The 20,859-nt window shown below is 52.1% G+C and carries 29 protein-coding genes and 1 tRNA gene; 8 read left to right on the forward strand and 22 right to left on the reverse strand.

All coding sequences use genetic code 11. The annotated features are described in order from the left end of the window. Window positions 1–4: 4 nt before the first annotated feature. Window positions 5–1,042, reverse strand: coding sequence for a head maturation protease, ClpP-related (locus HMPREF9441_RS15610; RefSeq protein ID WP_008622823.1), 1,038 nt, complete (start codon window positions 1,040–1,042; stop codon window positions 5–7). 203 nt (window positions 1,043–1,245) lie between these two features. On the opposite strand from HMPREF9441_RS15610, the gene HMPREF9441_RS15615 reads away from it, so the two are divergent. From HMPREF9441_RS15615 to HMPREF9441_RS15635, 5 genes are all read left to right on the forward strand, one after another. Next, the gene (locus HMPREF9441_RS15615; protein ID WP_008622825.1) at window positions 1,246–1,692 is read left to right on the forward strand and encodes a helix-turn-helix domain-containing protein; all 447 of its coding nucleotides are present in this window, start codon (window positions 1,246–1,248) and stop codon (window positions 1,690–1,692) included. Between the two features lie 11 nt (window positions 1,693–1,703). Next, a complete protein-coding gene (locus HMPREF9441_RS15620; RefSeq protein WP_008622827.1) occupies window positions 1,704–3,236 on the forward strand; it encodes a hypothetical protein in 1,533 nt (510 codons plus the stop codon). Between the two features lie 46 nt (window positions 3,237–3,282). After that, entirely contained in the window at window positions 3,283–3,708 is a 426-nt protein-coding gene (locus HMPREF9441_RS15625) for a phage protein Gp36 family protein (RefSeq protein ID WP_008622829.1), read from the forward strand. Window positions 3,709–3,712: 4 nt separating this feature from the next. After that, window positions 3,713–5,089, forward strand: a complete 1,377-nt coding sequence (locus tag HMPREF9441_RS15630) for a phage portal protein family protein (protein ID WP_008622830.1) — start codon at window positions 3,713–3,715, stop codon at window positions 5,087–5,089. Window positions 5,090–5,151: 62 nt separating this feature from the next. Continuing rightward, on the forward strand, window positions 5,152–6,624 hold the full coding sequence (locus HMPREF9441_RS15635; protein WP_008622831.1) for a toxin glutamine deamidase domain-containing protein: 1,473 nt from the start codon (window positions 5,152–5,154) through the stop codon (window positions 6,622–6,624). Here the strand turns inward: HMPREF9441_RS15635 and HMPREF9441_RS15640 are convergent. Beyond that, window positions 6,586–6,834: a hypothetical protein gene (locus HMPREF9441_RS15640; RefSeq protein WP_039865506.1), complete on the reverse strand. Its 249-nt coding sequence runs from the start codon at window positions 6,832–6,834 to the stop codon at window positions 6,586–6,588. The two genes, HMPREF9441_RS15635 and HMPREF9441_RS15640, sit on opposite strands and share 39 nt — an antisense overlap. Window positions 6,835–6,903: 69 nt before the next feature. Here HMPREF9441_RS15640 and HMPREF9441_RS15645 point away from each other — a divergent pair, with 69 nt between their 5' ends. Together HMPREF9441_RS15645 and HMPREF9441_RS15650 are read left to right on the forward strand one after the other, a co-directional pair. After that, window positions 6,904–7,527 (forward strand): phage virion morphogenesis protein, encoded by a 624-nt coding sequence (locus tag HMPREF9441_RS15645; RefSeq protein WP_039865549.1) that lies wholly within the window; start codon window positions 6,904–6,906, stop codon window positions 7,525–7,527. A gap of 4 nt (window positions 7,528–7,531) precedes the next feature. Further along, window positions 7,532–7,981 (forward strand): hypothetical protein, encoded by a 450-nt coding sequence (locus HMPREF9441_RS15650; RefSeq protein WP_008622833.1) that lies wholly within the window; start codon window positions 7,532–7,534, stop codon window positions 7,979–7,981. Here HMPREF9441_RS15650 and HMPREF9441_RS15655 read toward each other — a convergent pair. The 15 genes from HMPREF9441_RS15655 to HMPREF9441_RS15720 form a co-directional block, all read right to left on the reverse strand. Then, on the reverse strand, window positions 7,976–8,245 hold the full coding sequence (locus HMPREF9441_RS15655) for a hypothetical protein (RefSeq protein WP_008622834.1): 270 nt from the start codon (window positions 8,243–8,245) through the stop codon (window positions 7,976–7,978). The genes HMPREF9441_RS15650 and HMPREF9441_RS15655 overlap by 6 nt on opposite strands. A gap of 110 nt (window positions 8,246–8,355) precedes the next feature. Beyond that, window positions 8,356–9,018 (reverse strand): DUF3164 family protein, encoded by a 663-nt coding sequence (locus HMPREF9441_RS15660; protein WP_008622835.1) that lies wholly within the window; start codon window positions 9,016–9,018, stop codon window positions 8,356–8,358. A gap of 17 nt (window positions 9,019–9,035) precedes the next feature. Next, entirely contained in the window at window positions 9,036–9,227 is a 192-nt protein-coding gene (locus tag HMPREF9441_RS15665) for a hypothetical protein (protein ID WP_008622836.1), read from the reverse strand. 5 nt (window positions 9,228–9,232) lie between these two features. Then, window positions 9,233–9,637 (reverse strand): hypothetical protein, encoded by a 405-nt coding sequence (locus HMPREF9441_RS15670; protein WP_008622837.1) that lies wholly within the window; start codon window positions 9,635–9,637, stop codon window positions 9,233–9,235. Window positions 9,638–9,640: 3 nt separating this feature from the next. After that, on the reverse strand, window positions 9,641–9,949 hold the full coding sequence (locus tag HMPREF9441_RS15675) for a DUF4406 domain-containing protein (protein ID WP_008622838.1): 309 nt from the start codon (window positions 9,947–9,949) through the stop codon (window positions 9,641–9,643). Continuing rightward, window positions 9,942–10,124, reverse strand: coding sequence for a hypothetical protein (locus HMPREF9441_RS15680; RefSeq protein ID WP_008622839.1), 183 nt, complete (start codon window positions 10,122–10,124; stop codon window positions 9,942–9,944). Before HMPREF9441_RS15680 ends, HMPREF9441_RS15675 begins: the two co-directional genes overlap by 8 nt. 2 nt (window positions 10,125–10,126) lie before the next feature. Next, on the reverse strand, window positions 10,127–10,345 hold the full coding sequence (locus tag HMPREF9441_RS15685) for a hypothetical protein (protein WP_008622840.1): 219 nt from the start codon (window positions 10,343–10,345) through the stop codon (window positions 10,127–10,129). Further along, window positions 10,326–10,979 (reverse strand): AAA family ATPase, encoded by a 654-nt coding sequence (locus HMPREF9441_RS15690; protein ID WP_008622841.1) that lies wholly within the window; start codon window positions 10,977–10,979, stop codon window positions 10,326–10,328. The genes HMPREF9441_RS15685 and HMPREF9441_RS15690 overlap by 20 nt, the downstream gene beginning before the upstream one ends. Continuing rightward, on the reverse strand, window positions 10,976–11,857 hold the full coding sequence (locus HMPREF9441_RS15695; protein WP_008622843.1) for an AAA family ATPase: 882 nt from the start codon (window positions 11,855–11,857) through the stop codon (window positions 10,976–10,978). The genes HMPREF9441_RS15690 and HMPREF9441_RS15695 overlap by 4 nt, the downstream gene beginning before the upstream one ends. 33 nt (window positions 11,858–11,890) lie before the next feature. Beyond that, entirely contained in the window at window positions 11,891–13,906 is a 2,016-nt protein-coding gene (locus HMPREF9441_RS15700; protein WP_008622844.1) for a hypothetical protein, read from the reverse strand. Window positions 13,907–13,919: 13 nt separating this feature from the next. Then, the gene (locus tag HMPREF9441_RS15705) at window positions 13,920–14,297 is read right to left on the reverse strand and encodes a hypothetical protein (protein ID WP_008622845.1); all 378 of its coding nucleotides are present in this window, start codon (window positions 14,295–14,297) and stop codon (window positions 13,920–13,922) included. Beyond that, complete coding sequence (locus HMPREF9441_RS15710) at window positions 14,294–14,536, reverse strand: hypothetical protein (protein ID WP_039865512.1); 243 nt, start codon at window positions 14,534–14,536, stop codon at window positions 14,294–14,296. Before HMPREF9441_RS15710 ends, HMPREF9441_RS15705 begins: the two co-directional genes overlap by 4 nt. Window positions 14,537–14,561: 25 nt before the next feature. After that, window positions 14,562–14,659, reverse strand: a tRNA-Ser gene (locus HMPREF9441_RS18480). A gap of 24 nt (window positions 14,660–14,683) precedes the next feature. Beyond that, on the reverse strand, window positions 14,684–14,950 hold the full coding sequence (locus HMPREF9441_RS15715; protein ID WP_008622847.1) for a hypothetical protein: 267 nt from the start codon (window positions 14,948–14,950) through the stop codon (window positions 14,684–14,686). Further along, complete coding sequence (locus HMPREF9441_RS15720) at window positions 14,947–15,366, reverse strand: hypothetical protein (protein ID WP_008622848.1); 420 nt, start codon at window positions 15,364–15,366, stop codon at window positions 14,947–14,949. Before HMPREF9441_RS15720 ends, HMPREF9441_RS15715 begins: the two co-directional genes overlap by 4 nt. Window positions 15,367–15,510: 144 nt before the next feature. On the opposite strand from HMPREF9441_RS15720, the gene HMPREF9441_RS15725 reads away from it, so the two are divergent. Further along, on the forward strand, window positions 15,511–16,275 hold the full coding sequence (locus tag HMPREF9441_RS15725; protein ID WP_008622849.1) for a LexA family transcriptional regulator: 765 nt from the start codon (window positions 15,511–15,513) through the stop codon (window positions 16,273–16,275). 392 nt (window positions 16,276–16,667) lie between these two features. Here the strand turns inward: HMPREF9441_RS15725 and HMPREF9441_RS15730 are convergent, their stop codons facing one another. From HMPREF9441_RS15730 to pyrB, 5 genes are all read right to left on the reverse strand, one after another. Next, window positions 16,668–16,901, reverse strand: a complete 234-nt coding sequence (locus HMPREF9441_RS15730) for a hypothetical protein (protein ID WP_008622850.1) — start codon at window positions 16,899–16,901, stop codon at window positions 16,668–16,670. A 520-nt stretch (window positions 16,902–17,421) separates the two neighbouring features. Then, window positions 17,422–18,732, reverse strand: coding sequence for a serine hydroxymethyltransferase (glyA, locus tag HMPREF9441_RS15735; protein WP_008622852.1), 1,311 nt, complete (start codon window positions 18,730–18,732; stop codon window positions 17,422–17,424). Then, window positions 18,729–19,298: a flavin reductase family protein gene (locus HMPREF9441_RS15740; RefSeq protein WP_008622853.1), complete on the reverse strand. Its 570-nt coding sequence runs from the start codon at window positions 19,296–19,298 to the stop codon at window positions 18,729–18,731. Before HMPREF9441_RS15740 ends, glyA begins: the two co-directional genes overlap by 4 nt. A gap of 11 nt (window positions 19,299–19,309) precedes the next feature. Further along, window positions 19,310–19,765, reverse strand: coding sequence for an aspartate carbamoyltransferase regulatory subunit (gene pyrI / locus HMPREF9441_RS15745; RefSeq protein ID WP_008622854.1), 456 nt, complete (start codon window positions 19,763–19,765; stop codon window positions 19,310–19,312). A gap of 17 nt (window positions 19,766–19,782) precedes the next feature. Beyond that, on the reverse strand, window positions 19,783–20,730 hold the full coding sequence (gene pyrB, locus HMPREF9441_RS15750) for an aspartate carbamoyltransferase (protein WP_039865552.1): 948 nt from the start codon (window positions 20,728–20,730) through the stop codon (window positions 19,783–19,785). Window positions 20,731–20,859 lie beyond the last annotated feature (129 nt).

The raw sequence follows: 20,859 nt of genomic DNA on the forward strand, positions 1-20,859 counted from the left end.
TCTCTTACTTGTTAAGTTTGTCCTTGATTTCTCGCATACGCTTGTTCCAGGGGCTCTCTCCGCCCGGCTCCACCTTGATGTCCTCCATGACCTTGCGCTTCGGGGCCAGTGAGGCCAATACCTTCTTGCCTTCTTCGGGGCTTGATTTCAGGATGTTCTCGTACATGGGGCGTGTCTCGGCATTGATGCGCCCGTCGGCCTCGGCCGCATCAAGCAGGGCTTTCCGTGCCGCTTCCTCATCAGCTGCCGCCTTGTCCTCAAACTCCTGCACTCTCGCCTTCAGGGAGGCGTTCTCTTCTGCCAGACTGCCGGCACGACCTGCTTCTTGCGCATAGGCCTGGGCCTGGGCAATCACTTCTTCCTCGCTCTTGCAGTCCTTGAACGAGGGGTGCTTCCTGATGTCTTCAAGATTCATTTTGTACTTGTCTTTTTGTGGCTCGACGAGCCGGTTATTGAATAAAGTGTAAATCTGTTCCGGGGTGCTGTCCTCCGGCACAGGCTCCGCATCGTAAATGCCGTCTATGAAACCGAGGCGCAGGGCTTCGGACGCGGTGAGCCAATGGTCTTCACCGTCAAAATAGGCCGCCTTCACCTCTTCCTTTGTCATGCCGAGGCGCGAAGCGTATATGTCGCCCAGGCTGTCTTCCAGGCTCTCTATCTCCTCGATGCACTTCTGCATGTCCTTCTTGTTGCCATAGCAACCGCCGCTGACACTGTGAAGCATCAGCCGTGCGTACTTGCTCATCTCCACGGGCTTGCCGCACAAGGCTATCACGCTGGCCATGCTGGCCGCGATGCCGTCCACATAGATATGCACGTCCGCCTTGCTGTTCTTCAGCGCGTTGTAGATGGCGATGCCGCAATATACTTCGCCTCCGTTGCTGTTGATACGCACGTTGACGCGCCTGTTCACCTTTTTCGCCTCCATCAGTTCCTTTGCGACACGCCCGCTCTGCACGTCATAATAGTCGCCGATGTCACCATAGAGGAAGATGGTGCCCACGCCGTCGCTGTCCGTCTGTATGTTGAAAAACTTGCTCATTGTACTATTGTCATTACTGCGGTTTGCCCGCGATTCATGGTGCAAAAATGCAATAAATCAACGGAGTATGGAAACCGCGTTTTTATCATGCCGGACTATGGCGTTATGATAACGGCACAGGGCTTCATCATGCGGACGGCTTTTCGTAAAGCGGGCTTTTTGTAGCAATTTTGCACTATGAATCATAACTGAAAGACAGGAATATGGCAGCAGATTTGACCAACGCCCAGAAAAAGGAATGGGCAAAGACCTTATACCTGCGCGAGAACCTCACGCAGCAGGAAATAGCCGACCGCGTGGGAGTGTCGCGCGTGACAGTATCGAATTGGGTACGCGCCGGGAAGTGGGAAGAACAGAAGGCCGGACTCACACTTACAAGGCAGGAGCAGGTGGCCAACCTGTACAGGCAGGTGGCGGAGATCAACAGGGCCATCTCGGCACGCGCCGAAGGGGAGCGCTACCCTAATTCCAAGGAAGCGGACATACTCGGCAAACTGTCGGCATCCATCCGGAACATGGAGCAGGAAACGGGCATTGCCGACATTATCAGCGTGCTTACCGGCTTCGTCGAATGGCTGCGCCCGCTCGACCTTGACAAGGCAAAGGAGCTGACAAGGCTGGCAGACGCTTACATCAAGGACAAACTATAACCGTAGGACACATGAAACAGGCTGATAAGATAGCGCTACTGGACTGGGAGAAGTTCAAGGAGGACATCGCAAGGGCTACACCCGTTGACAAGTCCATGTCCGCACAGGACAGGGAAAAACATCGTCTTTACCTTGAACGTCACCCGGTGGAATGGATAAAGTTCTTTTTCCCGAACTACGCCAAGTATGAGTTCGCAGGGTTCCAGAAACGTGCCATACAGCGCATCCTCGCCCATGACGAATGGTTTGAGGTGTTGTCATGGAGCCGTGAGCTGGCCAAGTCTACCGTCACAATGTTCATTGTCATGTACGCCACGCTTACAGGTCGGAAAAAGAACGTCATCATGACGTCCAACAGCAAGGACAACGCAGCCAGGCTGCTGGCGCCCTACCGTGCCAATCTGGAAGCGAACGGGCGCATACTGGCTTACTATGGCAAACAGGAGACGCCCGGCTCGTGGACGGAGGACGAGTTCATCACAAAGGGAGGCGTGGCCTTCAGGGCACTCGGTGCAGGACAGTCGCCGCGCGGTTCCCGCAATGAGGCCATCCGTCCGGACGTACTTCTCGTGGATGACTTCGACACGGACGAGGATACCAAGAACCCTGACATCATACAGAAACGTTGGGACTGGTGGGAGAACGCGTTATACCCGACACGTTCCATCTCAGAGTCGACGCTTATCATATTCTGCGGAAACATCATCGCCAAGGACTGCTGCGTGGTACGGGCCGGAAGCATGGCCGACCATTGGGACATCGTGAACATACGCGACAAGAACGGGCATTCCACCTGGCCGGAAAAGAACTCGGAGGAGCACATAGACCGCACGCTCGCCAAAATATCCACCAAGGCGGTGCAGGGGGAATACTTCAACAACCCGGTTTCCGTCGGCGAGGTTTTTGAGAACATTACCTACGGCAAGGTACCTCCTTTGTCGAAGTTCAAGTTCCTGGTCGCATACGGCGACCCTGCGCCGGGCGAAAGCAAAGGCAAGAAGGGCAAGTCTTTCAAGACGGTCTCCCTGCTCGGCAAGCTCGGAGGAAAGCTTTACGTCATAAAGACTTTTCTCGCACAGGCGTTGAACGCGGAGTTCATCGGGTGGTATGTCAAGTTGCTGGAGTTCGTGAACGGGAAGTCTACGGTATATTGCTACATGGAGAACAACAAGCTGCAAGACCCGTTCTTCCAGCAGGTGTTCAAGCCACTGGTGGCCAAAGTCCGCAAAGAGCACAAGATCGCGCTGCACATCCGGGGCGACGAGGAGAAAAAGACCGACAAGGCCACGCGCATAGAGGCCAACTTGGAACCGCTCAACAGGGAAGGCAACCTCATCCTCAACGAGGCGGAAAAGGACAACCCGCACATGAAAGAGCTGGAAGACCAGTTCAAGCTGTTCACGCTATCCCTGCGCTATCCGGCAGACGGCCCGGATGCCGTCGAGGGCGGCAACCGCATCATCGACGAACTTATGCGGAGGGCGGAGCCGCCGGTGTTCAAAACCCGGAAAGACCTCCGCAGCCGTAACCGCCGAAGGCTCTGACGTTTCTTTAATTCTTCATTTTTAACTTTTAATTTTTCATTTGTATATGAGCCAATTTGTAGAACTGACAGACTATGACGCAAGCATCCACCGTGACATCCTGGACGCGCTTGTAAGGGAGGACGAGGCCGTAATCGAAGTGTGCGAGGACAGGGCCGTCGCCGAAATGCGCTGTTATTTATCCAAGCGTTATGACTGCGACAAAATCTTTTCCGCCACCGGAACAAACCGGAACCAACTCGTGCTGATGATGGTCATCGACATTGCCGTCTACCACATCTTCTGCATCCACAACCCGCAGAAGCTCTCACAGATACGGAAAGACCGGTATGAACGAGCCGTGGAATGGATGAAGGCGGTGGCCGCCGAGGAAATCTCCATTGAGGGGGCACCGCTGCTGCCGGAGGAGGAACGGGCTGGCAAATCCTCTTTCCGCATACAAAGCAATCCTAAAAGAGTAAACCATTGGTAAAGTTATGAACAAGAGAAAGAACAGAAACAAACGGGGGATTATCACCGTGGGAGGCAACCTCATGGCACCCGGACAGAAACGGCCGAACGTCATCGTGCTCACGCAGCCCAAACGTTTCGGACTGGACATAGCGGACTACATGGCAGCCATACGGGCTGCCGAGAACGTGGATTTCTCACGGCGTTACAAACTGTACGACCTGTATTCGGACATCCTCATGGACACGCACCTTTCCTGCGTGATGGAAAAGCGCAAGAATGCGGTGCTGTGCTCCGAAATAGAGTTCCAGAGGAACGGGAAACCGGACAAGGCGGTGAACGAACAGATACGCTCCCCGTGGTTCAACAGGCTGGTGGGGGACATCATCGACGCCAAGTTCTGGGGCTTCACGCTCTGCCAGTTCTACAAGGAAGGTGAATGGGCGGACTACGACCTTATCCCGCGCAAGCACGTTGACCCCATAAAGAAGCTGATCCTCCGGCACCAGACGGACATGACAGGACTTCCCTGGGACAATTATACGGACTTGCTGTTTGTCGGCAGTCCTGACGACCTGGGGCTGCTGGCCAAGGCGGCACCGTGGGTCATCTACAAGCGGAACACCACGGGTGACTGGTCGCAGTTCTCCGAGGTGTTCGGCATGCCCATACAGGAGTATATCTACGACTCGGACGACGAGGAGTCCAGGCAAAGGGCGATGGAGGATGCAGCCAATGCCGGAAGCCTCGCACAGTTCTTCCACGCCAAGGACACGGAGTTCAAGCTGACGGAAGCCGGGAACAAGACAGGCTCTGCGGACGTGTACGAGCATCTTTGCGAACGGTGCAATAACGAGATTTCAAAGCTCGTGCTCGGCAATACGCTGACCACGGAGTCGTCGGAAAACGGCACGCAGGCACTTGGAACCGTACACAAGAAGGTGGAGGACAAGGTGGCACAGGCAGACAAAAGGTATGTCCTGGACGTACTCAACTATGACATGGCCGACATATTCGCACGCATCGGCATCAATACGGCCGGCGGCGAGTTCTGCTTCCCGGAGAAAAAGGACATCGACCCCACTTCAAAGACTAATATTCTCACACAGCTGAAAACGAGCTTCAACCTGCCGGTGTCGGACGATTACCTGTACGAGGAATTCGGCATTGAAAAGCCTGCCAACTACGAACAGATGAAGAAGGAGCAGGAGGATGAACGGACAAGGAAGGAGGTCGCTGCAGCGCAAATCCGCAAACAGAAGGAGGATGAAAAGAATACGGACGAGGACGGCAGCGGCAAGGAAACGGAACCCACGCCTGCACAGAAAAAATCCTTCCGAAACTGGCTGGCCAGTTTTTTCGGGAAAGCCCCGTCAGACGGCGGGGCAGCTTTAGACTGGTAGTCGATGAACTCTACGGGGCCAAGGACGGCGATGTATCCACCGGCTTTGAATTTTCCGACGAGGTGCTCAAGCGTGCCCTCCTCAACATTTACAGCAAAGACTTCCACCCGGCCACGGATATTGAGGTCAACCTGTTCGGCGAGATATGGGCGAAGATGAACGAAGCGGCCCGGAAAGGATTCAGCAAATCGAAAGCCGCAGACCCAGACGATGATTTCAGGAATGCCATACTCCGGAACAATGCCGTGTTCTCAGCGTTCAAGGTACACCGGATGCAGAACGACATGGCACGTCTGTTGCTGGATTCGGACGGCAATCTAAAACCGTTCGAACAATGGCGGAAAGAGGTTATGCCCATCGCATCCCATCAGGTGGGCACGTGGCTACGCACGGAATACGACACGGCGGTCATACGCGCCCACCAGGCGGCCGACTGGCGACAGTTCGAGCGCGAGAAAGACATCCTGCCCAACCTGCGCTGGATGCCCTCCACGTCCGTGCATCCGGGAGCAGACCACAAGAGGTTCTGGGGAACAGTCCGCCCTATCGATGATTCCTTCTGGAATGAGCACCGCCCAGGCGACCGGTGGAACTGCAAATGCGGCCTGTCGTCCACGGACGACCCGGCCACTCCCGTTCCAAGCTCCACAGACAAGGACAATCCGCAGCCCGGACTGGAAAACAATCCGGGAAAGGATGCCAAACTTTTTTCCGACAAGCATCCGTATCAGAAAGAAGCGCATAAGGGTTCCAAAAAGGCAGTTGACAGGCTGACGGCGCGCATTGATGAAATGATAGCGGAAATGCCAGACAATCTTACCGGTGAGGAGAAAATGGCTATCGCCAAGAATAATCTCGAGATTGAAAAGGCTCTCAAAATCACAAAAGGGAAGCCGATGGATGTGGATAAAGCCGACAAGCAAAATGCCAATCCGAAGTTCACTGAAAAATTCATTTCTGACCCCAAAGGTGCTTACATTGACAGAAGGACGAAGGAGAGATTCAGCCTCAATCCCAATTACAATGAGCAATATAGCGTAAACTGCCAGACCTGCGCCCCGGCCTATGCACTGCGGTTAAGAGGATTCGGTGTTACGGCAAAAGGGAAAACGCCCGGCTCAAAACTCGAATACTTGAGTAACGGACGTGCTTTCGAGGTCTGGAAAAACATTGACGGGACACCAGCCAAGCATACCAGTATAAATGACTGGCTTGCAGATAAAGGGTACAAAAAAATGACTTCAAAAAGATATATGGAGTTTTTCAATGAAGTCTGCAAGGATGAAGGAGTTTATGAGTTGAGTATCGGGTGGAAAAGCGGAGGTGGACATGCAACCATTCTGCAACGGTTCAAAAACGGAGAACTCAAATATATAGAACCCCAGAAAGACAATTCGAAGGGATCAAAGGACGAGTGGAAAGATGTCAAATACTTATGTGACAACGGGGCTTCAAGCTCACACAGATGTAGGGGGATAATGAGAATAGACAACAAGCTATTCGACATCTCCTTCGTCAGTATCTTTGATAAATAAGTTGATAGTATCCAATGCTTCAAATCCGGTAATGGTGAAGACTGAGCCGTTTTCATATTGGAATACGAATGGGAAACCCGTACATGAATCTTCCGGGAACTTGAACACATAATAATCCGCTCCTTCATAGTTACCAAGGTACTCGAAGGAATCACCGTATTGCTCAATAAGCTGACGGGCCTCGTTCTTTACTTGTTCCGGTATATTCATAACGCATAACAGGCATAAATGTATGCCTCGGTTGCAAAGTTACAAATTATTCTTGAATTACTGTTGATTATGGACATAAAAGATTTCGCGAAACTGATAGAGCGTAAACGCAAGGAACTGGATACGGCCATGCGGCGCAGGATGCCGGTCATAGCCGGGCGTATGGCCAAAGACCATTTCCAGGACAACTTCCGGCAGGGAGGGTTCGTCAACGGAGGACTGCACCCGTGGCCGAAAGCAAGGAGGCTGTCATCGGGTGGCACTGATGCCGCCAGCAAGTACGGCACGCTGCTTTCCGGACGCAACCACCTTTTCAGCTCCATCAAGTACATGCCATCCGACTACCGGGTCACCGTCGCCAACGAACTTGTATATGCCCCTATACACAACTGGGGCGGTATGGTATCCGTGAACGTGACAGACCGCATGAGGCGCTTTGCCTGGGCGAAGTTCTACAAGGCTTCAGGACGTGCAAGAAAAGCCGCCACAGGGCAAAAGAAAGGCCGAAAAGCGGGTAAAAAACAGCAAGCGGCCAACCCGCAGGCTTCATTCTGGAAAGGGCTTGCGCTCACCAAAAAAAAGAAGCTGGCCATACATATCCCGCAAAGGCAGTTCCTGGGCGAAAGCAAGGAGCTGACCACAAAAATAAATGAGAGAATCGAAAAGGAAATCAGGAACATCTTAAACTCATAAAATTATGGAAGAGATTTTTATTGCCATCATGGAGCAGATCGCCCGTGAAATGCCGGAACTGTCACTCATCGACGAGGACTACGGCCAACTGGAAATGGGAGCGGAAGAAGACCACTATCCGGTCACGTTCCCCTGCGTGTTAATAGGGAACACGGATTCAAACTGGCAAGACCTCGGCTACGGGGCACAGAACAGCGAATCGCTCATCACCATCCGCCTTGCCATTGACTGTTACCATGACACCAGTTATGCCTCCGGCACCTACGACAAGGCCCGTGAACGCCAGCAAATGGCGAACAAGCTGTATAAAGCGCTGCAATGTCTGGAATGTTCAGAGAACGCATCGCCGCTTGTCAGGGAGAAAAGCCGCGACTATGCGTTGCCTGGTTATATCAAGGTCTTTGAAACCACCTTCTCGTTCACGCTGCATGACGAGTCGGCGATGGAATCATAGGACTGGGAACAGTTCAAGCTGGGCAGCCGTCAGCCGTGGCACCTTCACCTTGGGCAGGGGCTTGATGTTCCTGTCCTTCCCTTCACGGGACATGCGACGGATGATGGCCATGATGCGCTCCTCTGATATGAAGAACTCGCGCTCCGACAATACGCGCAGCGCATCGTCGAAACGCAACCGCTGTACCTCTGTCCAATAGTAGTAACGTCGGCACAACGCTGCGTCACGTAGTTTTATCAGTTCTTTATCCCGGCCTTTTCCCATGACATAATTTCTTAATACAAAGATAGTTGATTTCGGACTATTTTATACACAAAAGCGCCGCAAATATGCAATTTGCGACGCTTCCCGTTTAAGAGGTCAACGGTTTTTCCCTACAGACGGCAGAAACTCGGCTCTATCCGCGTCCACACGCCGTTTTCAGGGTTGCGCTGGGAGAAGTAGTAGTTGGTGGCGTTCCGCTGCACCACGTTGGCCTCCTTGAACAGCCGCATGATGTCGGCATACTCCTCGTCGAACTTATCCTCCAGCTCATAGAGCTTGGAGATGCTCTTGTAGTCCAGATCACCCATCTTGTTGCGCTCCAGCAGCGTCATCGCCATCTGGTACATCGGATCGTCGGCCCCTTTCTCGCTGTTTTGCATGTAGCGTTTCAGGTAGTCAATCAAGCGTTCGGCAGCCATGTCGGCACGCTCGTCGAAACCTTTCACCTTGTTGCTTTTCACCTCCAACCGGAAATCACCGTCGGTGATGGTGTAGCTGCGCTGGTCATCACTCTTCACCTGCCCGTACTCCTTCATGACGGCCGTGAACCCTTCGGTTTCTTTCTCCAGCCAATCGCGGAAGCCTTTCACGTCGGTCACGAGTTCGGTCATCTTGGCTTTCACCTCGTGCATGAACTCGCCGCGCAGGGCTTCGTATGTTTCGCGGCGGGCAATGCGGTCGTCCTTCTCTTCCTGCTGCAGCTGTGCCAGCAGGGCTGCCCTCTGTTCCTTACTCATGGACTTTACGTCCACGCTCTGAATGTTATGTTCCATTGTCTTTGCTTTTAGAGTTAAACATTGTATTCTTCTTCGTAGTCCTGCACTTCCATTTCCGGTGGTGCAGACAAAATTTCATGCCTCCCGTATGCCCAGTCGGCCAACTCGCCGAAAAACTCGGCCTGTTCGTCCCATTCATATCCCTCGGTAGCTTCCGTTACCTGTTGCTGCACGAGCTTCAATGTCTGTCTTAGTTCCTGTTTCATATTAATCAGTTTTTATCGGTTTCTCTTTTACGTCTGATGGCACGCAGTTTCTTCAGCAGCAGGTACAACTCGTTCCCGTCCAGTTCCCGGAACACCTTTCCGGCAATCCGCTTGTCCCGGCAGAACCCGTCGACCTTGTTCCAGTCTGCCGTATCTATGCCGAGCAGCTGCATCTGGTGAAGTACTGCGCTCCGCTTTTTCCTCATTTCCCGGCGGTACTTCTCGCGCCGTTCATCATATCCGGCCACACGCTGCATCTCGTCGCACATGGAGCGGTACTCGCATTCATCCATGAGGTGCAGGTGCGACGTGCGCCCATTCGTGAACTGGTAGACCAGCGTTTCCTTATCCGCTCCGGGTAGTTTGTCCAGCAAGGCATAGAACCTCGCATAATTACGCTCCGCTTCCATACCTCAAACATTTAGCGTGACTTCAAACAATACCTTTATACCGCATGAACTGGCCACGTCAAGCTCCAGCTTAGCTCCCTTGCTCAGTTCCCAGTCCTTCAGCATATAGATATAATCACATTCGAGCAGCAGGGCGATGTCTGCCCTCATGTGTTCCCTCCAGTGTGCTTCTTCCGGCAGACCGTTCTTGAACGGGTTGACCGGTTCGAAGCCCATACGTTTCAATACTTTCTCCGCATCGGCAAACGCAGCCTTGCGCTCGCCCAGGTCATAGTGCGCTATGGCGCCGCTGATGTAAACCTTCTTATTCATTCTCCTTTGATTTTTGGTATTCCAGATGCCTTCTGTAACGTTCGGGTACCACCACCTCGTAATTGCACTGGCGGCAGCACTCCCCGCTTTCTTTTATCGGATATGGATTGTAACCGTATCCGGTAAACTTCATGCCGCAGATGCAGCATGTCTTTTCTTCGTCTTTTTGTTCCATAGTCACAAATCTTTTATGTTTACCTTGCACGACGGATGCCATACCTGTATGTTCCTGGCAAACATCACGTCCCGTGTTTCTATCACTATATGTCCCCAGGTCTTTGCCTTCCGCAGCCGGAGGTCGCTTTCAATATTACGTTCCGCCCAATCCCTTGCCACTTCGGCCGCTTCGTCCTTGGGAAGAAGCAACTGGTACAGCTTATTCTCCCATTCCATCATCCTGTATTTTATCTTCTGTTAATGCCTTGGAGGCTCCCTCCTCCCATATCACGTATGGCTCGCCGGGGTGTTCCATGAAACGGCTCTTGCACCATGCCTTGAAGCAGCTCACCATGATTTTCACGTCCGCGTCGTATTCCACCTTCCGAGCCGTCCTGCCTGCCGGGTGCATGCCCTCGGCATGGCTGATGAAGATGAACAGCTTTTTTGGATGGCGCTCCTTGAAGGCTTTGTATTCAGGATAGCTCAGGCCGCTGTACTGGAAGCTGTCTATGATCACCACGCCGGGGCTGCCCCTGCGTTTCAGGCGTTCCTCCAGCTGCTCCATCGACTCGCGGTCGAGGATGACAAGCCGTTTGCGTACTTCGTCCATCTTGTGCCGCTTCAGCGACATCTGGAAGGAAAGCCCGGTGCTTTCCTCCAGACTGTCGTATATCACCTTGCCGAACGAGCAGAGGTACTTGGCCAGCTGCATCACGAACGAGCTCTTGCCGTTGCCGCTCGCACCCCAGACTATCCACACCCCATTCCTGGCCGGCCGCCCGATAGAGGCGAGCCACGGGCCGGTGAACTCGTAGCGCGGTATCTTCATGTTCAGCACCTCTTTGGGGCTGTATGCCCGTTTCAGCCTCATGCCTGTATCCTCCTCAGTTTCTCTATTTCCGTATATACCCTGCGGAGCCCTCCGCCGGTGGCGTTCACTATCCGGGCGATGTCCGAGCCTTCAGGCGCGTTCACCTTGGCCACGATGGCGGCCTGCGCCTTCAGGAACTTCTCGCGCTCCCTTGCGTCGTCGGGTGTCACCTTGCTGTACGTGTCGCCGTAGCGGCTCAACATTTCCGTGTAGCCTACCTTTTTGCCCTCGATGGCGCGGTTGATTTTCTCCTTCAGGCCGTCCGCGCCCATCATGTACCAGGCGCAGCAGCGTTCCGTGGCGTTCCACAGGGCCTTCAGTTCGAGGAAGGCTTCATATTGCAGGTCGCCGGCCTCGTCCAGCACGACAAGCGGCGTGTCTATCGTGCGCAGGTAGGCAACAAGGTCTTCGTACACGTCGGAGTAGCGTCCGTAACTGCCTACGCCGAACTCCTTGGCGATGTACCGTATCAGCTTCAGCTTGGTCTTCACCTGCGAGCAGTCCACGTACACGGCGTTCTTGTGCTGTTTCACGTAAGCCTTTGCCGTGAAGGTCTTGCCGATATTCGGCATATCGCACAGGATGGCGCTCAGGCCGCTGTCCTGGCACGCTTCCAGCTGCTTGCTGATGAACACGTAGGTCGGGGTCTTGGCCGCCGTCCACGGCATTTCCGTGCGCAACTGCACACCCAGCCTCCGGGCAATGCCCACCCAGTTGGCGTCGCTCACCTGCCTTTCGTAGTTCCCTTTCTTGATGGCGTTGTACACGCTCGCCGCTATGCCCAATGCTGTTGCGTGGCGGTTGTCACTGGGATAATTCTCACGGTCGGCGGCTATCGCCCCCGCAATCCGTTGTTTCACTTCGCTCGTTATTTCCATTTTGAATGCTGTTTTAATGTCTTTCCAATGTCGTTAAAGTTTAGCTACCGCGTCGGTTTCGTAATGTGTCACGTCCAGGTATGCGGAGTAGTCGTCCTCCCCGGTGTGTGGCTTCACCTCCACCGCCTCGGCCTTTATGTCCGTTATCTCTTTCGTTTCTTCCTTGTTGAGGATGCCGACCTTCTTTATCTTGCCGTCCTTCATCATCTTGTCGAACTTGGCCACGTATTTTGCTTGTTCGGTGTAGGCGGCCTTGTCGGCTTCGGTTTGTTCGGCCGTGGCCTCGTTGTAGCGCGTCACGGGCTTGCAGGTGGCGATATAACGTCCGTGCTGGTAGATGTACACCTTGTCGATGTTGCCGTCCTTGTCGGGCAGGTAATAGGCTTCCACCTTGTAGTTCCTCGGCTCCAGCTTTGCGATGATTTCAGGGTCGGGCAGGATGAAGTTCTTGTACTGCACCGAGAAGTAGCTGTTGTTGCGGATGGTGGTGTCGGTACGGAAGCCGATGTAGCGGTAAAGCACGGCTTTGTCCCAGGGTGCGAGGTTCGGGTTCTGACGGGCGCAGAGCACGTCCCAGCGTGTCATGCCGGGGTACTTCTTCTGGTTCGGGTGCAGCTGGCTGTTGTACTCGCCGATGGCGCGTATGTCGTCGGCCACAAGCTCGTCGTAGGTGTAACTCTTTACCTTGTAGGTGTTGTTCTTCTCGTCGTACACCTTCTCCTCTTTCGGGCGGTTGGCCTCCAGTTTGGCGTACCATCGCCCGATGCCCACCTGGGTGCGCTTTTCCACGCCGTACTTTTTCGCCCGGTTGAAGTGCTCGGCGCGTTTCTCGCGTGAGTTGCCGGGGTTGCACCAGCGTATCAGGGGAAACACCGTGCCGGCCTGCATCAGACCGTCGGCGAAGTCGCTGACCAGGTGGTGCTCCACCTCCAGCTCGGCAGGGATGTACATGCCGTTCCGGTCAAGGGTCTGGAACATGTTCCTCATGCAGTCAAGGAACAGCTCGGCGGTCTTCAGCCGGTTGTAGGCGTAGCCCACCACGGCACCGCTCACCACGTCGTAGGCATAGTAGGCTTTCACCCTATTGCCGTCCTTCATCGGTCGCGGCAGGTCGCGGTCGTCGAGTGAAATCTTGCTGAGCGACCATTCTCCCACGTGGCGCAGGTGGTACGGACGGTAGGCGTTGTTGAAGTCCCACTGGCTCATGTGCAGCTTGGCGCGCAGGGCCTTGTTTTTCGGGTTGTTCAGGTAAGCCGCCACCGTGGCAGGGCTCAGCACTATCGGGTTGCCGTCCTTATCCGTGAAGTCTGCCGGGTTAAGCAGTTCACCTGTTTCCGGGTCAAATAGTTCTTTGTCGCCCTCCACAAACATGTTGTATTGCTCCCATACCGTAGTGTTGAACGGCTGCTCCGGCTGCGCGTCTATGGCGAGCAGCAACCGCTCGATGCCGTAGGTCACCTTCCGGCGGTTCTGGTTCATGAACTTTCCGCTGATCAGGCTTTCGTAACCTTTCGTCCTGAAGTCGCTTACCTTGCGCTTGAAGCGGTTGGCACTCACCGGAAGCGTGTGCCCGAACTCTGCCTGGTAGTAACTGATGGCACCGGCCATTTCGCCCCAGTTCACCGGGCCGCCCTTCATCGCCTTTCGCATCAGGACGGTGTCCTCCATCACGGCCAGCACGGCTTCTATCACCGATGCGTTCACCGTGTACTCCTGTATGTGCTCCGGTGGCAGCGCGTCGCCATTCTCGAAACGGAAGGCGGTGTAGAACTCCCGTGCCTTCGCGTCGATGCGGAAGTGGCTGCCGAACCAGTTCTTAAGAATGTCCTCTTTCATATCTCCGTATTTTTCCTTGATTTTTTCCTGAAAGCGTAAGGGCAACGTGGCTATTTCCACCAATGCGTAACCTCCCAAACCTCTTCCTGAGCGTACCACGTTGATTTTGCCATTTGCCGACAGCTTCTTGTAGTTGGAATCCGACATGACGGGATTCGGCTCACAAGTCAGGTCATGGTGCGATATGCACAATATCTTTCCGTAGTACTCCATCGTGTTCTCGTCTTTACAAGGCTGCTGCCATCTGCTCAACTTCGTACTGCAGCTGCATGAGGTCGGGTACGGTGATGCTCTTGTAGCTGTCCTTAAGTTGTCCGTCCACGTACACCGAAACATCTCCGGTTTCTTTATCCACCACAAGTTTCACTCTTGGCCCGAAAGTCTGGGTCATGGTCTTCTCGACTTCTTCATGCGTAGTTTCGCATTTCGGCATATAACCGTCAGTCAGCTTGCCGCCGCGTTTCAGGGCAAGCTGGCGAATCCGGCGTGCCTGGTCGCTGTCACGCTTGAAGTTCAAAGCCTGCCATACGGCCTGGCGCGAACACTTGAAAGCCTTCATCAGGAAGGTCTTTGTTTCGTTGTCTGTCAAAATCTGCTTTCTCATTTCTTCTCCTTTTTAAGTTCTCCGTATATTACTTCCAACAGTTCCTCACACACGCACGACAAGTTCTCTATCACCCGTAAGGCATCCGAGTCGTCTTGTTCCGCTACTGTCATGAGGCTTCTGCCCAGCGTCATTGCCTGGTCAGCGATGTTCTGCGTGTGGGTCACGCAGCCAATCAGGGTGCGCAGTTTCTGCTTGAACTGCTCCTCTTGCCTTGTTTTGTCAAATGTCTTTGCCATAATTCTCATTTTTGATTGTCACACATGGTGGAGCGCGGGGAGTCGAACCCCGGCGGCTTTCGACGCGTTCATGCTTTCGCTTTCGATTTACCAACTTTCCGGCCGCGCTGTCCGAGCCGCTCCTTGCCCGTCTTTCCGGGCTGCCAGTTATCCGGCAATCTTCTTACCGCATCTGTCTTTTGTTTGCCTTACGCAGGCATGTCCATAATCATCCTGCCTTGACATTCCACGTATGACCATTCCACCTCCCCTGATTGTCCAGTCGCAATCGTATGGACAGCTTTCCACATAGCCCCTCACAATGTCCTTCACGTGTGTCAGCGTACATTTCTTGAACTCCCAGCGGCACACCCTGCCGTCCGTGGCCGTCAGCATAACCGCCCAGACATCGTCCCTGCACATCATCGTTTTCATTTTTCAGTACCTCCATTGTTTATACGTGCAAGCATCATCTTGAACTCTCGCACCACCTGCTGCTTTACCTCCCTGTCCAACAGGTGGGCCGTATTGAAGGAGGCGTTCGTGCTGTGGTTCTGCACCGACCCGCACAGCAAGTCGTCAGTAAATCCTTCCACCATGTGGTTCATCCAGCCGAGCGTTTCGCACAGACTATCATCATTCACCACCTTTTGAAGCTCACGGTATATCTTCAGCCGGAGCTGCACTTTGTACATATCCTCCGAATACCAGCAGAAGAAGTGTTCATAGTCCTCGTTCATGTCCTTGGTGTACTTGTCGGCTTCTTCCACGCAACGGTTTATCCGTGCCTTGACCTGGCTGGCAATCATGTCCAAGCATTCCTTTGCCTCGTTTTTCATTACTTCGTTCATATTCTTTAATTTCTAAAATTCGTTAATCTCGCGGCAATTTTGTATCTTTGACCGCTGTTTACTTCTTAAACACGCTGCAAATATACAGATTTTCTGAATTGCAACAAAGAAATATACAGATTTTCTGAATTAAAAAATGCAATTATGGACAAAAACGCAATTAATGAGCGCTTTATAAAAGCGGTTTCTACGTTATTCAAAGACAAAGGACTTACCAAAGCTGGCATAGCAGAAAGCTTGGGTCTAAAGCCTTCTACATTTTCAGAAATTCTGAATAATAGAATGAAAGCCGGAACTGATACCATTGCTGCCTTATGCGATAAGTATAGTTTTTCGCCGTTTTGGATTTTAATGGGGCAAGGAACGATGCTTATTCCTGGTGAATTAAAGGGAAGGTCAAAGCCAAGCATGGCCTTAGCTTATTCCCCTGATAGAATTTCCGAATTATTAGAAAGTCAAAAAACTTCTCCATACCCGAAGCGAGAAAAAGCACATCGTGTTCCAGATAATAGCAATGAAGGCATTCCACTTATTCCTCTTAGCGCAATGGCAGGTGCATTCACAGGCGACACGTCCGTGATGGAGTACGAGTGCGAGCGATATGTCATTCCTGCGTTCAAGGGAGCCGACTTTCTTATTCAGGTCAAAGGTGATTCCATGCAGCCCACCTATTATTCAGGTGACCTTGTAGCTTGCCAGCGTGTTCCTCTTGATGATTTGTTCTTTCAGTGGAATAAGACATACGTACTCGACACCAAACAAGGGCCGCTCATCAAACGTATCATGCCGGGGTCTGACAGCAGTCACGTGCTTATTGTATCAGATAACGACAGCTATCCTCCATTCGAGCTATCGAAAAGCCAGTTCCACGGTGTCGCTCTCGTGCGCGGTCTTGTCCGCCTCGAATAACCGCACACTCGGCACAATACAGGCGCACGCACACCCTTTTTAAGGTCATCGGGGCATGAAAACTGACGGAAATCACTATTTATCAGGCATATCCAGCCATATATAATAAGGAGTGAGCGTAAAATAAGTGTCGTTTTTCCTCTCTGAAAACGTGGAAAAACGGCACTTGTTTGCATTTCGGTCTAAGTTTCCTACTTCGGGCGCACACTCAAAAAAGCGGAAAAGTAACCCCTAAGGTAACCCCTAACTTCACAAAAGGGTAACCCCTAACAGTAACCCCAAAGGTAACCCCTAATCGAAACGGACACAAAAAAAGGGGGCATTGCGCCCCCTCATTCAGCATTCAAGGAAATAACGTCCGAAAGCCTATCTAACGGCGTTATTTTTTCGTTCTAATCACCAGCCTTTCTACCGCCCGAAATAAGCGTAGACTGCTTTATAATAGCCTTTTTCGTGCATACCGTGCCATTCCCGGACAACCCGGCATGAAGCAAGTAATTCTTTGTTGCTCCCACCTGTTCGGCCGTCAGAACCGTATAAACGGCCGAAATGGAGCTGAAATACCAGTCCTTTCGCCTCGATCCGTCTATGTTATGCAGTAAATGCACATGGATAACCTTTGCCATATCGTATGATTTTCATGTGCAAATATACCAAATAATTATTATTTGGAAGAAAATCAATGATACAAAATGAAGAAAAGCCACAAAAAACGGCCTTAAAGCCGTCGAACCCTCCGTATCTGGTATATGTCCACTGCATCCCTAATGGAACGGACACAGGCCACGAAACCCGCCCCAGAAGCCCAATTTAAGCAGTATCGGCACCTCGATGTAAAGTTATGGAGCCGGAATAGGCAATGATACCCATGAAATGTAAAGCCGATGTAAGCCAATGTAAAGCAGAAAAACCGCTTCGAATTACTTGCCCCTTTCAGACCTCCGTCCGTAACTGCCTATAAACAAACAACTTTCGTCGTTTTGCCCATCATCCTTGAAAAACCGCTTCGTTATACGCCCCATACGTGCCGAAAAGATATTCTATATTGTTTTCGGAACAGTATAGGGGGCATTCTTCCTCATTACAAAACGGGACTGTACCGCAATGGGCGGACAGTCCCGTTTTTATGATGTTGTTGTATTTTGTTTAATAAGCAAACAAAGGATAGCCTGCCATCACTTCGTTCACCTGCTTGCGCACGTCGGCAATGACATTTTCGTCTTCCGGCGCATTCAAGACCTTTTCTATCAACTCGGCTACCAGTACCATCAAATCTTCTTTTGCTCCACGTGTCGTAATGGCCGGCGTACCTAAGCGGATGCCGGAAGTTTGAAACGCACTGCGACTGTCGAACGGCACCATGTTCTTGTTCACCGTAATGTCGGCTGCCACCAAGGCTTTCTCGGCCACCTTGCCCGTCAGGTCGGGATATTTGCTGCGCAAGTCCACCAACATGGAGTGGTTATCCGTTCCACCGCTTACGATATCGAAACCGCGTTTCATCAGTTCATTGGCCAAAACCTTGGCATTCTTCTGTACCTGTTTGGCCCATTCCTTGAATTCGGGTTGCAACGCCTCGTTGAAAGCCACGGCCTTGGCGGCAATCACATGCTCCAACGGACCGCCCTGGATACCGGGGAAAACGGCACTGTTGAGCAGTTGGCTCATTTTCTTCACCTCGCCTTTCGGAGTCTTCAATCCCCAAGGATTGTCGAAGTCTTTGCCCATCAGGATGATACCCCCGCGCGGACCTCTCAACGTCTTATGGGTGGTGGAAGTCACGATATGGGCATACTTTACCGGATTCTCCAACAGTCCGGCTGCAATCAAACCGGCCGGATGTGCCATGTCTACCATAAATATGGCACCTACCTTGTCGGCAATCTCACGCATGCGGGCATAATTCCACTCGCGACTGTAAGCCGAACCGCCACCGATAATCATTTTCGGGCGATGTTCAAGAGCCAGTTTCTCCATCTCGTCGTAATCCACACGGCCGGTTTCCTTGTTGAGGTTGTAACCGATGGCATGGTAGAGGATACCGGAAGTATTCACAGCCGAGCCATGGGACAAATGGCCTCCGTGGTCCAGATTCAAGCCCATGAAGGTGTCACCCGGCTTCAGACAAGCCAAAAATACCGCAGCATTGGCCTGCGCTCCCGAGTGAGGCTGCACGTTGGCGTACTCGGCACCAAACAGTTTGCATACCCGTTCGATGGCCAAGCTCTCCACTTCGTCCACCACCTGACAGCCTCCGTAGTATCTCTTTCCCGGATACCCCTCGGCATACTTGTTCGTCAGCCAAGACCCCATGGCTTTCATCACTCCATCGCTCACGAAATTCTCCGACGCGATGAGTTCGATTCCTTTGAGCTGCCGTTGGTGCTCTTTCTCAATCAATTCAAATACTGTTGTGTCTGTTTTCATCTTTATTGACTTTAAATAATTGGATTTCATTCTTTCTTTTTCTCCACGCTCCAGCCGAATTTACCGATTTTCCTACCCAGACCATAGTAAGCCCCATGAAGGTAAACCAGAGGGTGACTGGCGTCCAGACTCCACTTTCCGCTCTGCTCGTCCAAATAACGCTCATCGGCTTTCACATTCAACACTTCCGCAATGAACATGTCATGCGACCCTAAAGATACAATCTCTTTCACCCGGCACTCGATGCTCAGCGGCGATTCCTCCACGATGGGGGCGGCCACCATTCGGGCCTTTCCCGGAGTGAGCTTCATTTCCTCGAATTTACGGTAATCGCGCCCCGAACGCACGCCGCACCAATCCGTGGCGTACGCCATGTCTTCGGTTGTCAGATTGAGGACAAACTCCATGTTCTGCTTGATGAGCGCGTAAGAGTGTCGCTCCGGTCGTACGGAGATGTAGCACATGGCCGGATTGGTACAAATGGTTCCTGCCCACGCCACGGTGAACAAATTATAATCTTCCGGCGTACTGCCGCAACTGACCAACAAGGCGGGCAGGGGATAAATCATCGTTCCGGGTTTCCAGTCTTGCTTCATGGCCCAAAGGATTATACCAATTTGACGTGATCCAAATCCACCTCTTTATTACAATAATGACAACGAAGCACACCTTCCTTACCCGGTACGGCGTGAAAATACGTCTTCATCGGTTCGTTGTTCGTAATACATTTGGGATTGGCACATTTCACGATGCCTTTCAACTCCTCGGGCAAGAAGACCTCCTTCTTCTCCACGACCTCATAATCGCGGATAATACACAAGGTCACATTCGGACTCACCACGGCCAACTGGTTCAGTTCTTCGTCCGAGAAGAACTTGCCCGCAATTTTTATGATGCTCTTATGTCCCATTTTCTTGCTCTTCAGATTGTAGCCCACGGTAATGGAAGTCTTCATCTGTTCGAGGTGGAGAAGGTTGACCACTTCAAAGAGCTTGCTGGATGGAATATGGTCTATCACCGTACCGCTTTCGAGTGCGGCCACCAAAAGTTCTTGTCTTTTCATTGTATACTTACGGTATTTTAGTCAATAATCGTCCGGTCGTTCATCACATCGTCCAAGGTCAGCCCCAAGGCATCGCATATCAAAGCCTGCCGCGCAAACAGGCCGTTGTGAGCCTGCTCGAAGTAATAAGCATGCGGGTCGTCGTCGATGGCATACTCGATTTCGTTCACGCGAGGGAGCGGATGCAGGATACGCATATTGTCCTTGGCTTTCTTCAGCATGGAAAGTTTGAGCAGGTAGAGGTCCTTCACCCGCTCATATTCCATCAAATCGGTAAACCGTTCCTTTTGTACACGGGTCATATAGAGTATGTCCGCCCCGGCAATGGTGTCGGCGGTAAAGTCCGTGTGTTCTACATATTTTATATGATGAATGTCGCAATACTGCTTGTACACATCCGGCATCTTCAACTCTTCGGGAGCAATGAAATGAAACGTCGGGTTGAAATGACGCATGGCCATCAGCAAAGAGTGTACGGTACGTCCGTATTTCAAATCACCTACCATATAAATCTGCAGGTTGTCGAGCGTGCCTTGCGTCTTATAAATAGAGTAAAGATCCAACATGGTCTGCGAAGGATGCTGGTTGGCCCCGTCGCCCGCATTGATAATGGGCACCGGCGACACCTCGGAAGCATAACGGGCCGCCCCTTCGAGATAATGCCGCATGACAATCAAATCGGCATAATTGCTTACCATCATGATGGTGTCCTTCAGGGTTTCGCCCTTGGTGGAACTGGTCACTTTCGGGTCGGTAAACCCGATGACGCGCGCTCCCAGACGATTCGCTGCCGTTTCAAAACTCAACCGTGTCCTCGTAGACGGTTCAAAAAACAAAGTAGCCACGACTTTACCCTCCAGCAACTTCCGGTTGGTATGTTTCTCAAACTCTCCGGCCATTCGAAGCAGATACATGATCTTCTCTTTGGAATGGTCTGCAATAGTCACCAAACTCCTGTTTTCCATTTCGGATTTCTTTTTGCTTAAATATAGAATTTCTTCAGCTTTCAAAGTTACATAAAAAAAGTGGAACGAAAGAGGACTGCACATCATTTCGTTAACTTTTCCACAAATAGACAGCCTATTATAAAGTTT

The organism is Paraprevotella clara YIT 11840, from assembly GCF_000233955.1.
GTDB lineage: Bacteria > Bacteroidota > Bacteroidia > Bacteroidales > Bacteroidaceae > Paraprevotella > Paraprevotella clara.

Excerpts from the sequence above, each read along its gene's own strand:
- HMPREF9441_RS15630 (WP_008622830.1), top strand. The coding sequence starts at position 3,713 with ATGAACAAGAGAAAGAACAGAAACAAACGGGGGATTATCACCGTGGGA.
- HMPREF9441_RS15610 (WP_008622823.1), bottom strand. The coding sequence starts at position 1,042 with ATGAGCAAGTTTTTCAACATACAGACGGACAGCGACGGCGTGGGCACC.
- pyrB (WP_039865552.1), bottom strand. The coding sequence starts at position 20,730 with ATGGAAAACAGGAGTTTGGTGACTATTGCAGACCATTCCAAAGAGAAG.
- HMPREF9441_RS15715 (WP_008622847.1), bottom strand. The coding sequence starts at position 14,950 with ATGAAAACGATGATGTGCAGGGACGATGTCTGGGCGGTTATGCTGACG.
- HMPREF9441_RS15685 (WP_008622840.1), bottom strand. The coding sequence starts at position 10,345 with ATGATGGAATGGGAGAATAAGCTGTACCAGTTGCTTCTTCCCAAGGAC.
- HMPREF9441_RS15695 (WP_008622843.1), bottom strand. The coding sequence starts at position 11,857 with ATGGAAATAACGAGCGAAGTGAAACAACGGATTGCGGGGGCGATAGCC.
- HMPREF9441_RS15645 (WP_039865549.1), top strand. The coding sequence starts at position 6,904 with ATGGACATAAAAGATTTCGCGAAACTGATAGAGCGTAAACGCAAGGAA.
- HMPREF9441_RS15730 (WP_008622850.1), bottom strand. The coding sequence starts at position 16,901 with ATGGCAAAGGTTATCCATGTGCATTTACTGCATAACATAGACGGATCG.
- HMPREF9441_RS15620 (WP_008622827.1), top strand. The coding sequence starts at position 1,704 with ATGAAACAGGCTGATAAGATAGCGCTACTGGACTGGGAGAAGTTCAAG.
- HMPREF9441_RS15670 (WP_008622837.1), bottom strand. The coding sequence starts at position 9,637 with ATGGAAGCGGAGCGTAATTATGCGAGGTTCTATGCCTTGCTGGACAAA.
- HMPREF9441_RS15655 (WP_008622834.1), bottom strand. The coding sequence starts at position 8,245 with ATGGGAAAAGGCCGGGATAAAGAACTGATAAAACTACGTGACGCAGCG.
- HMPREF9441_RS15650 (WP_008622833.1), top strand. The coding sequence starts at position 7,532 with ATGGAAGAGATTTTTATTGCCATCATGGAGCAGATCGCCCGTGAAATG.
- HMPREF9441_RS15725 (WP_008622849.1), top strand. The coding sequence starts at position 15,511 with ATGGACAAAAACGCAATTAATGAGCGCTTTATAAAAGCGGTTTCTACG.
- glyA (WP_008622852.1), bottom strand. The coding sequence starts at position 18,732 with ATGAAATCCAATTATTTAAAGTCAATAAAGATGAAAACAGACACAACA.
- HMPREF9441_RS15700 (WP_008622844.1), bottom strand. The coding sequence starts at position 13,906 with ATGGAGTACTACGGAAAGATATTGTGCATATCGCACCATGACCTGACT.
- pyrI (WP_008622854.1), bottom strand. The coding sequence starts at position 19,765 with ATGAAAAGACAAGAACTTTTGGTGGCCGCACTCGAAAGCGGTACGGTG.
- HMPREF9441_RS15720 (WP_008622848.1), bottom strand. The coding sequence starts at position 15,366 with ATGAACGAAGTAATGAAAAACGAGGCAAAGGAATGCTTGGACATGATT.
- HMPREF9441_RS15640 (WP_039865506.1), bottom strand. The coding sequence starts at position 6,834 with ATGAATATACCGGAACAAGTAAAGAACGAGGCCCGTCAGCTTATTGAG.
- HMPREF9441_RS15660 (WP_008622835.1), bottom strand. The coding sequence starts at position 9,018 with ATGGAACATAACATTCAGAGCGTGGACGTAAAGTCCATGAGTAAGGAA.
- HMPREF9441_RS15625 (WP_008622829.1), top strand. The coding sequence starts at position 3,283 with ATGAGCCAATTTGTAGAACTGACAGACTATGACGCAAGCATCCACCGT.
- HMPREF9441_RS15680 (WP_008622839.1), bottom strand. The coding sequence starts at position 10,124 with ATGGAACAAAAAGACGAAGAAAAGACATGCTGCATCTGCGGCATGAAG.
- HMPREF9441_RS15615 (WP_008622825.1), top strand. The coding sequence starts at position 1,246 with ATGGCAGCAGATTTGACCAACGCCCAGAAAAAGGAATGGGCAAAGACC.
- HMPREF9441_RS15740 (WP_008622853.1), bottom strand. The coding sequence starts at position 19,298 with ATGAAGCAAGACTGGAAACCCGGAACGATGATTTATCCCCTGCCCGCC.
- HMPREF9441_RS15705 (WP_008622845.1), bottom strand. The coding sequence starts at position 14,297 with ATGAGAAAGCAGATTTTGACAGACAACGAAACAAAGACCTTCCTGATG.
- HMPREF9441_RS15710 (WP_039865512.1), bottom strand. The coding sequence starts at position 14,536 with ATGGCAAAGACATTTGACAAAACAAGGCAAGAGGAGCAGTTCAAGCAG.
- HMPREF9441_RS15675 (WP_008622838.1), bottom strand. The coding sequence starts at position 9,949 with ATGAATAAGAAGGTTTACATCAGCGGCGCCATAGCGCACTATGACCTG.
- HMPREF9441_RS15690 (WP_008622841.1), bottom strand. The coding sequence starts at position 10,979 with ATGAGGCTGAAACGGGCATACAGCCCCAAAGAGGTGCTGAACATGAAG.
- HMPREF9441_RS15665 (WP_008622836.1), bottom strand. The coding sequence starts at position 9,227 with ATGAAACAGGAACTAAGACAGACATTGAAGCTCGTGCAGCAACAGGTA.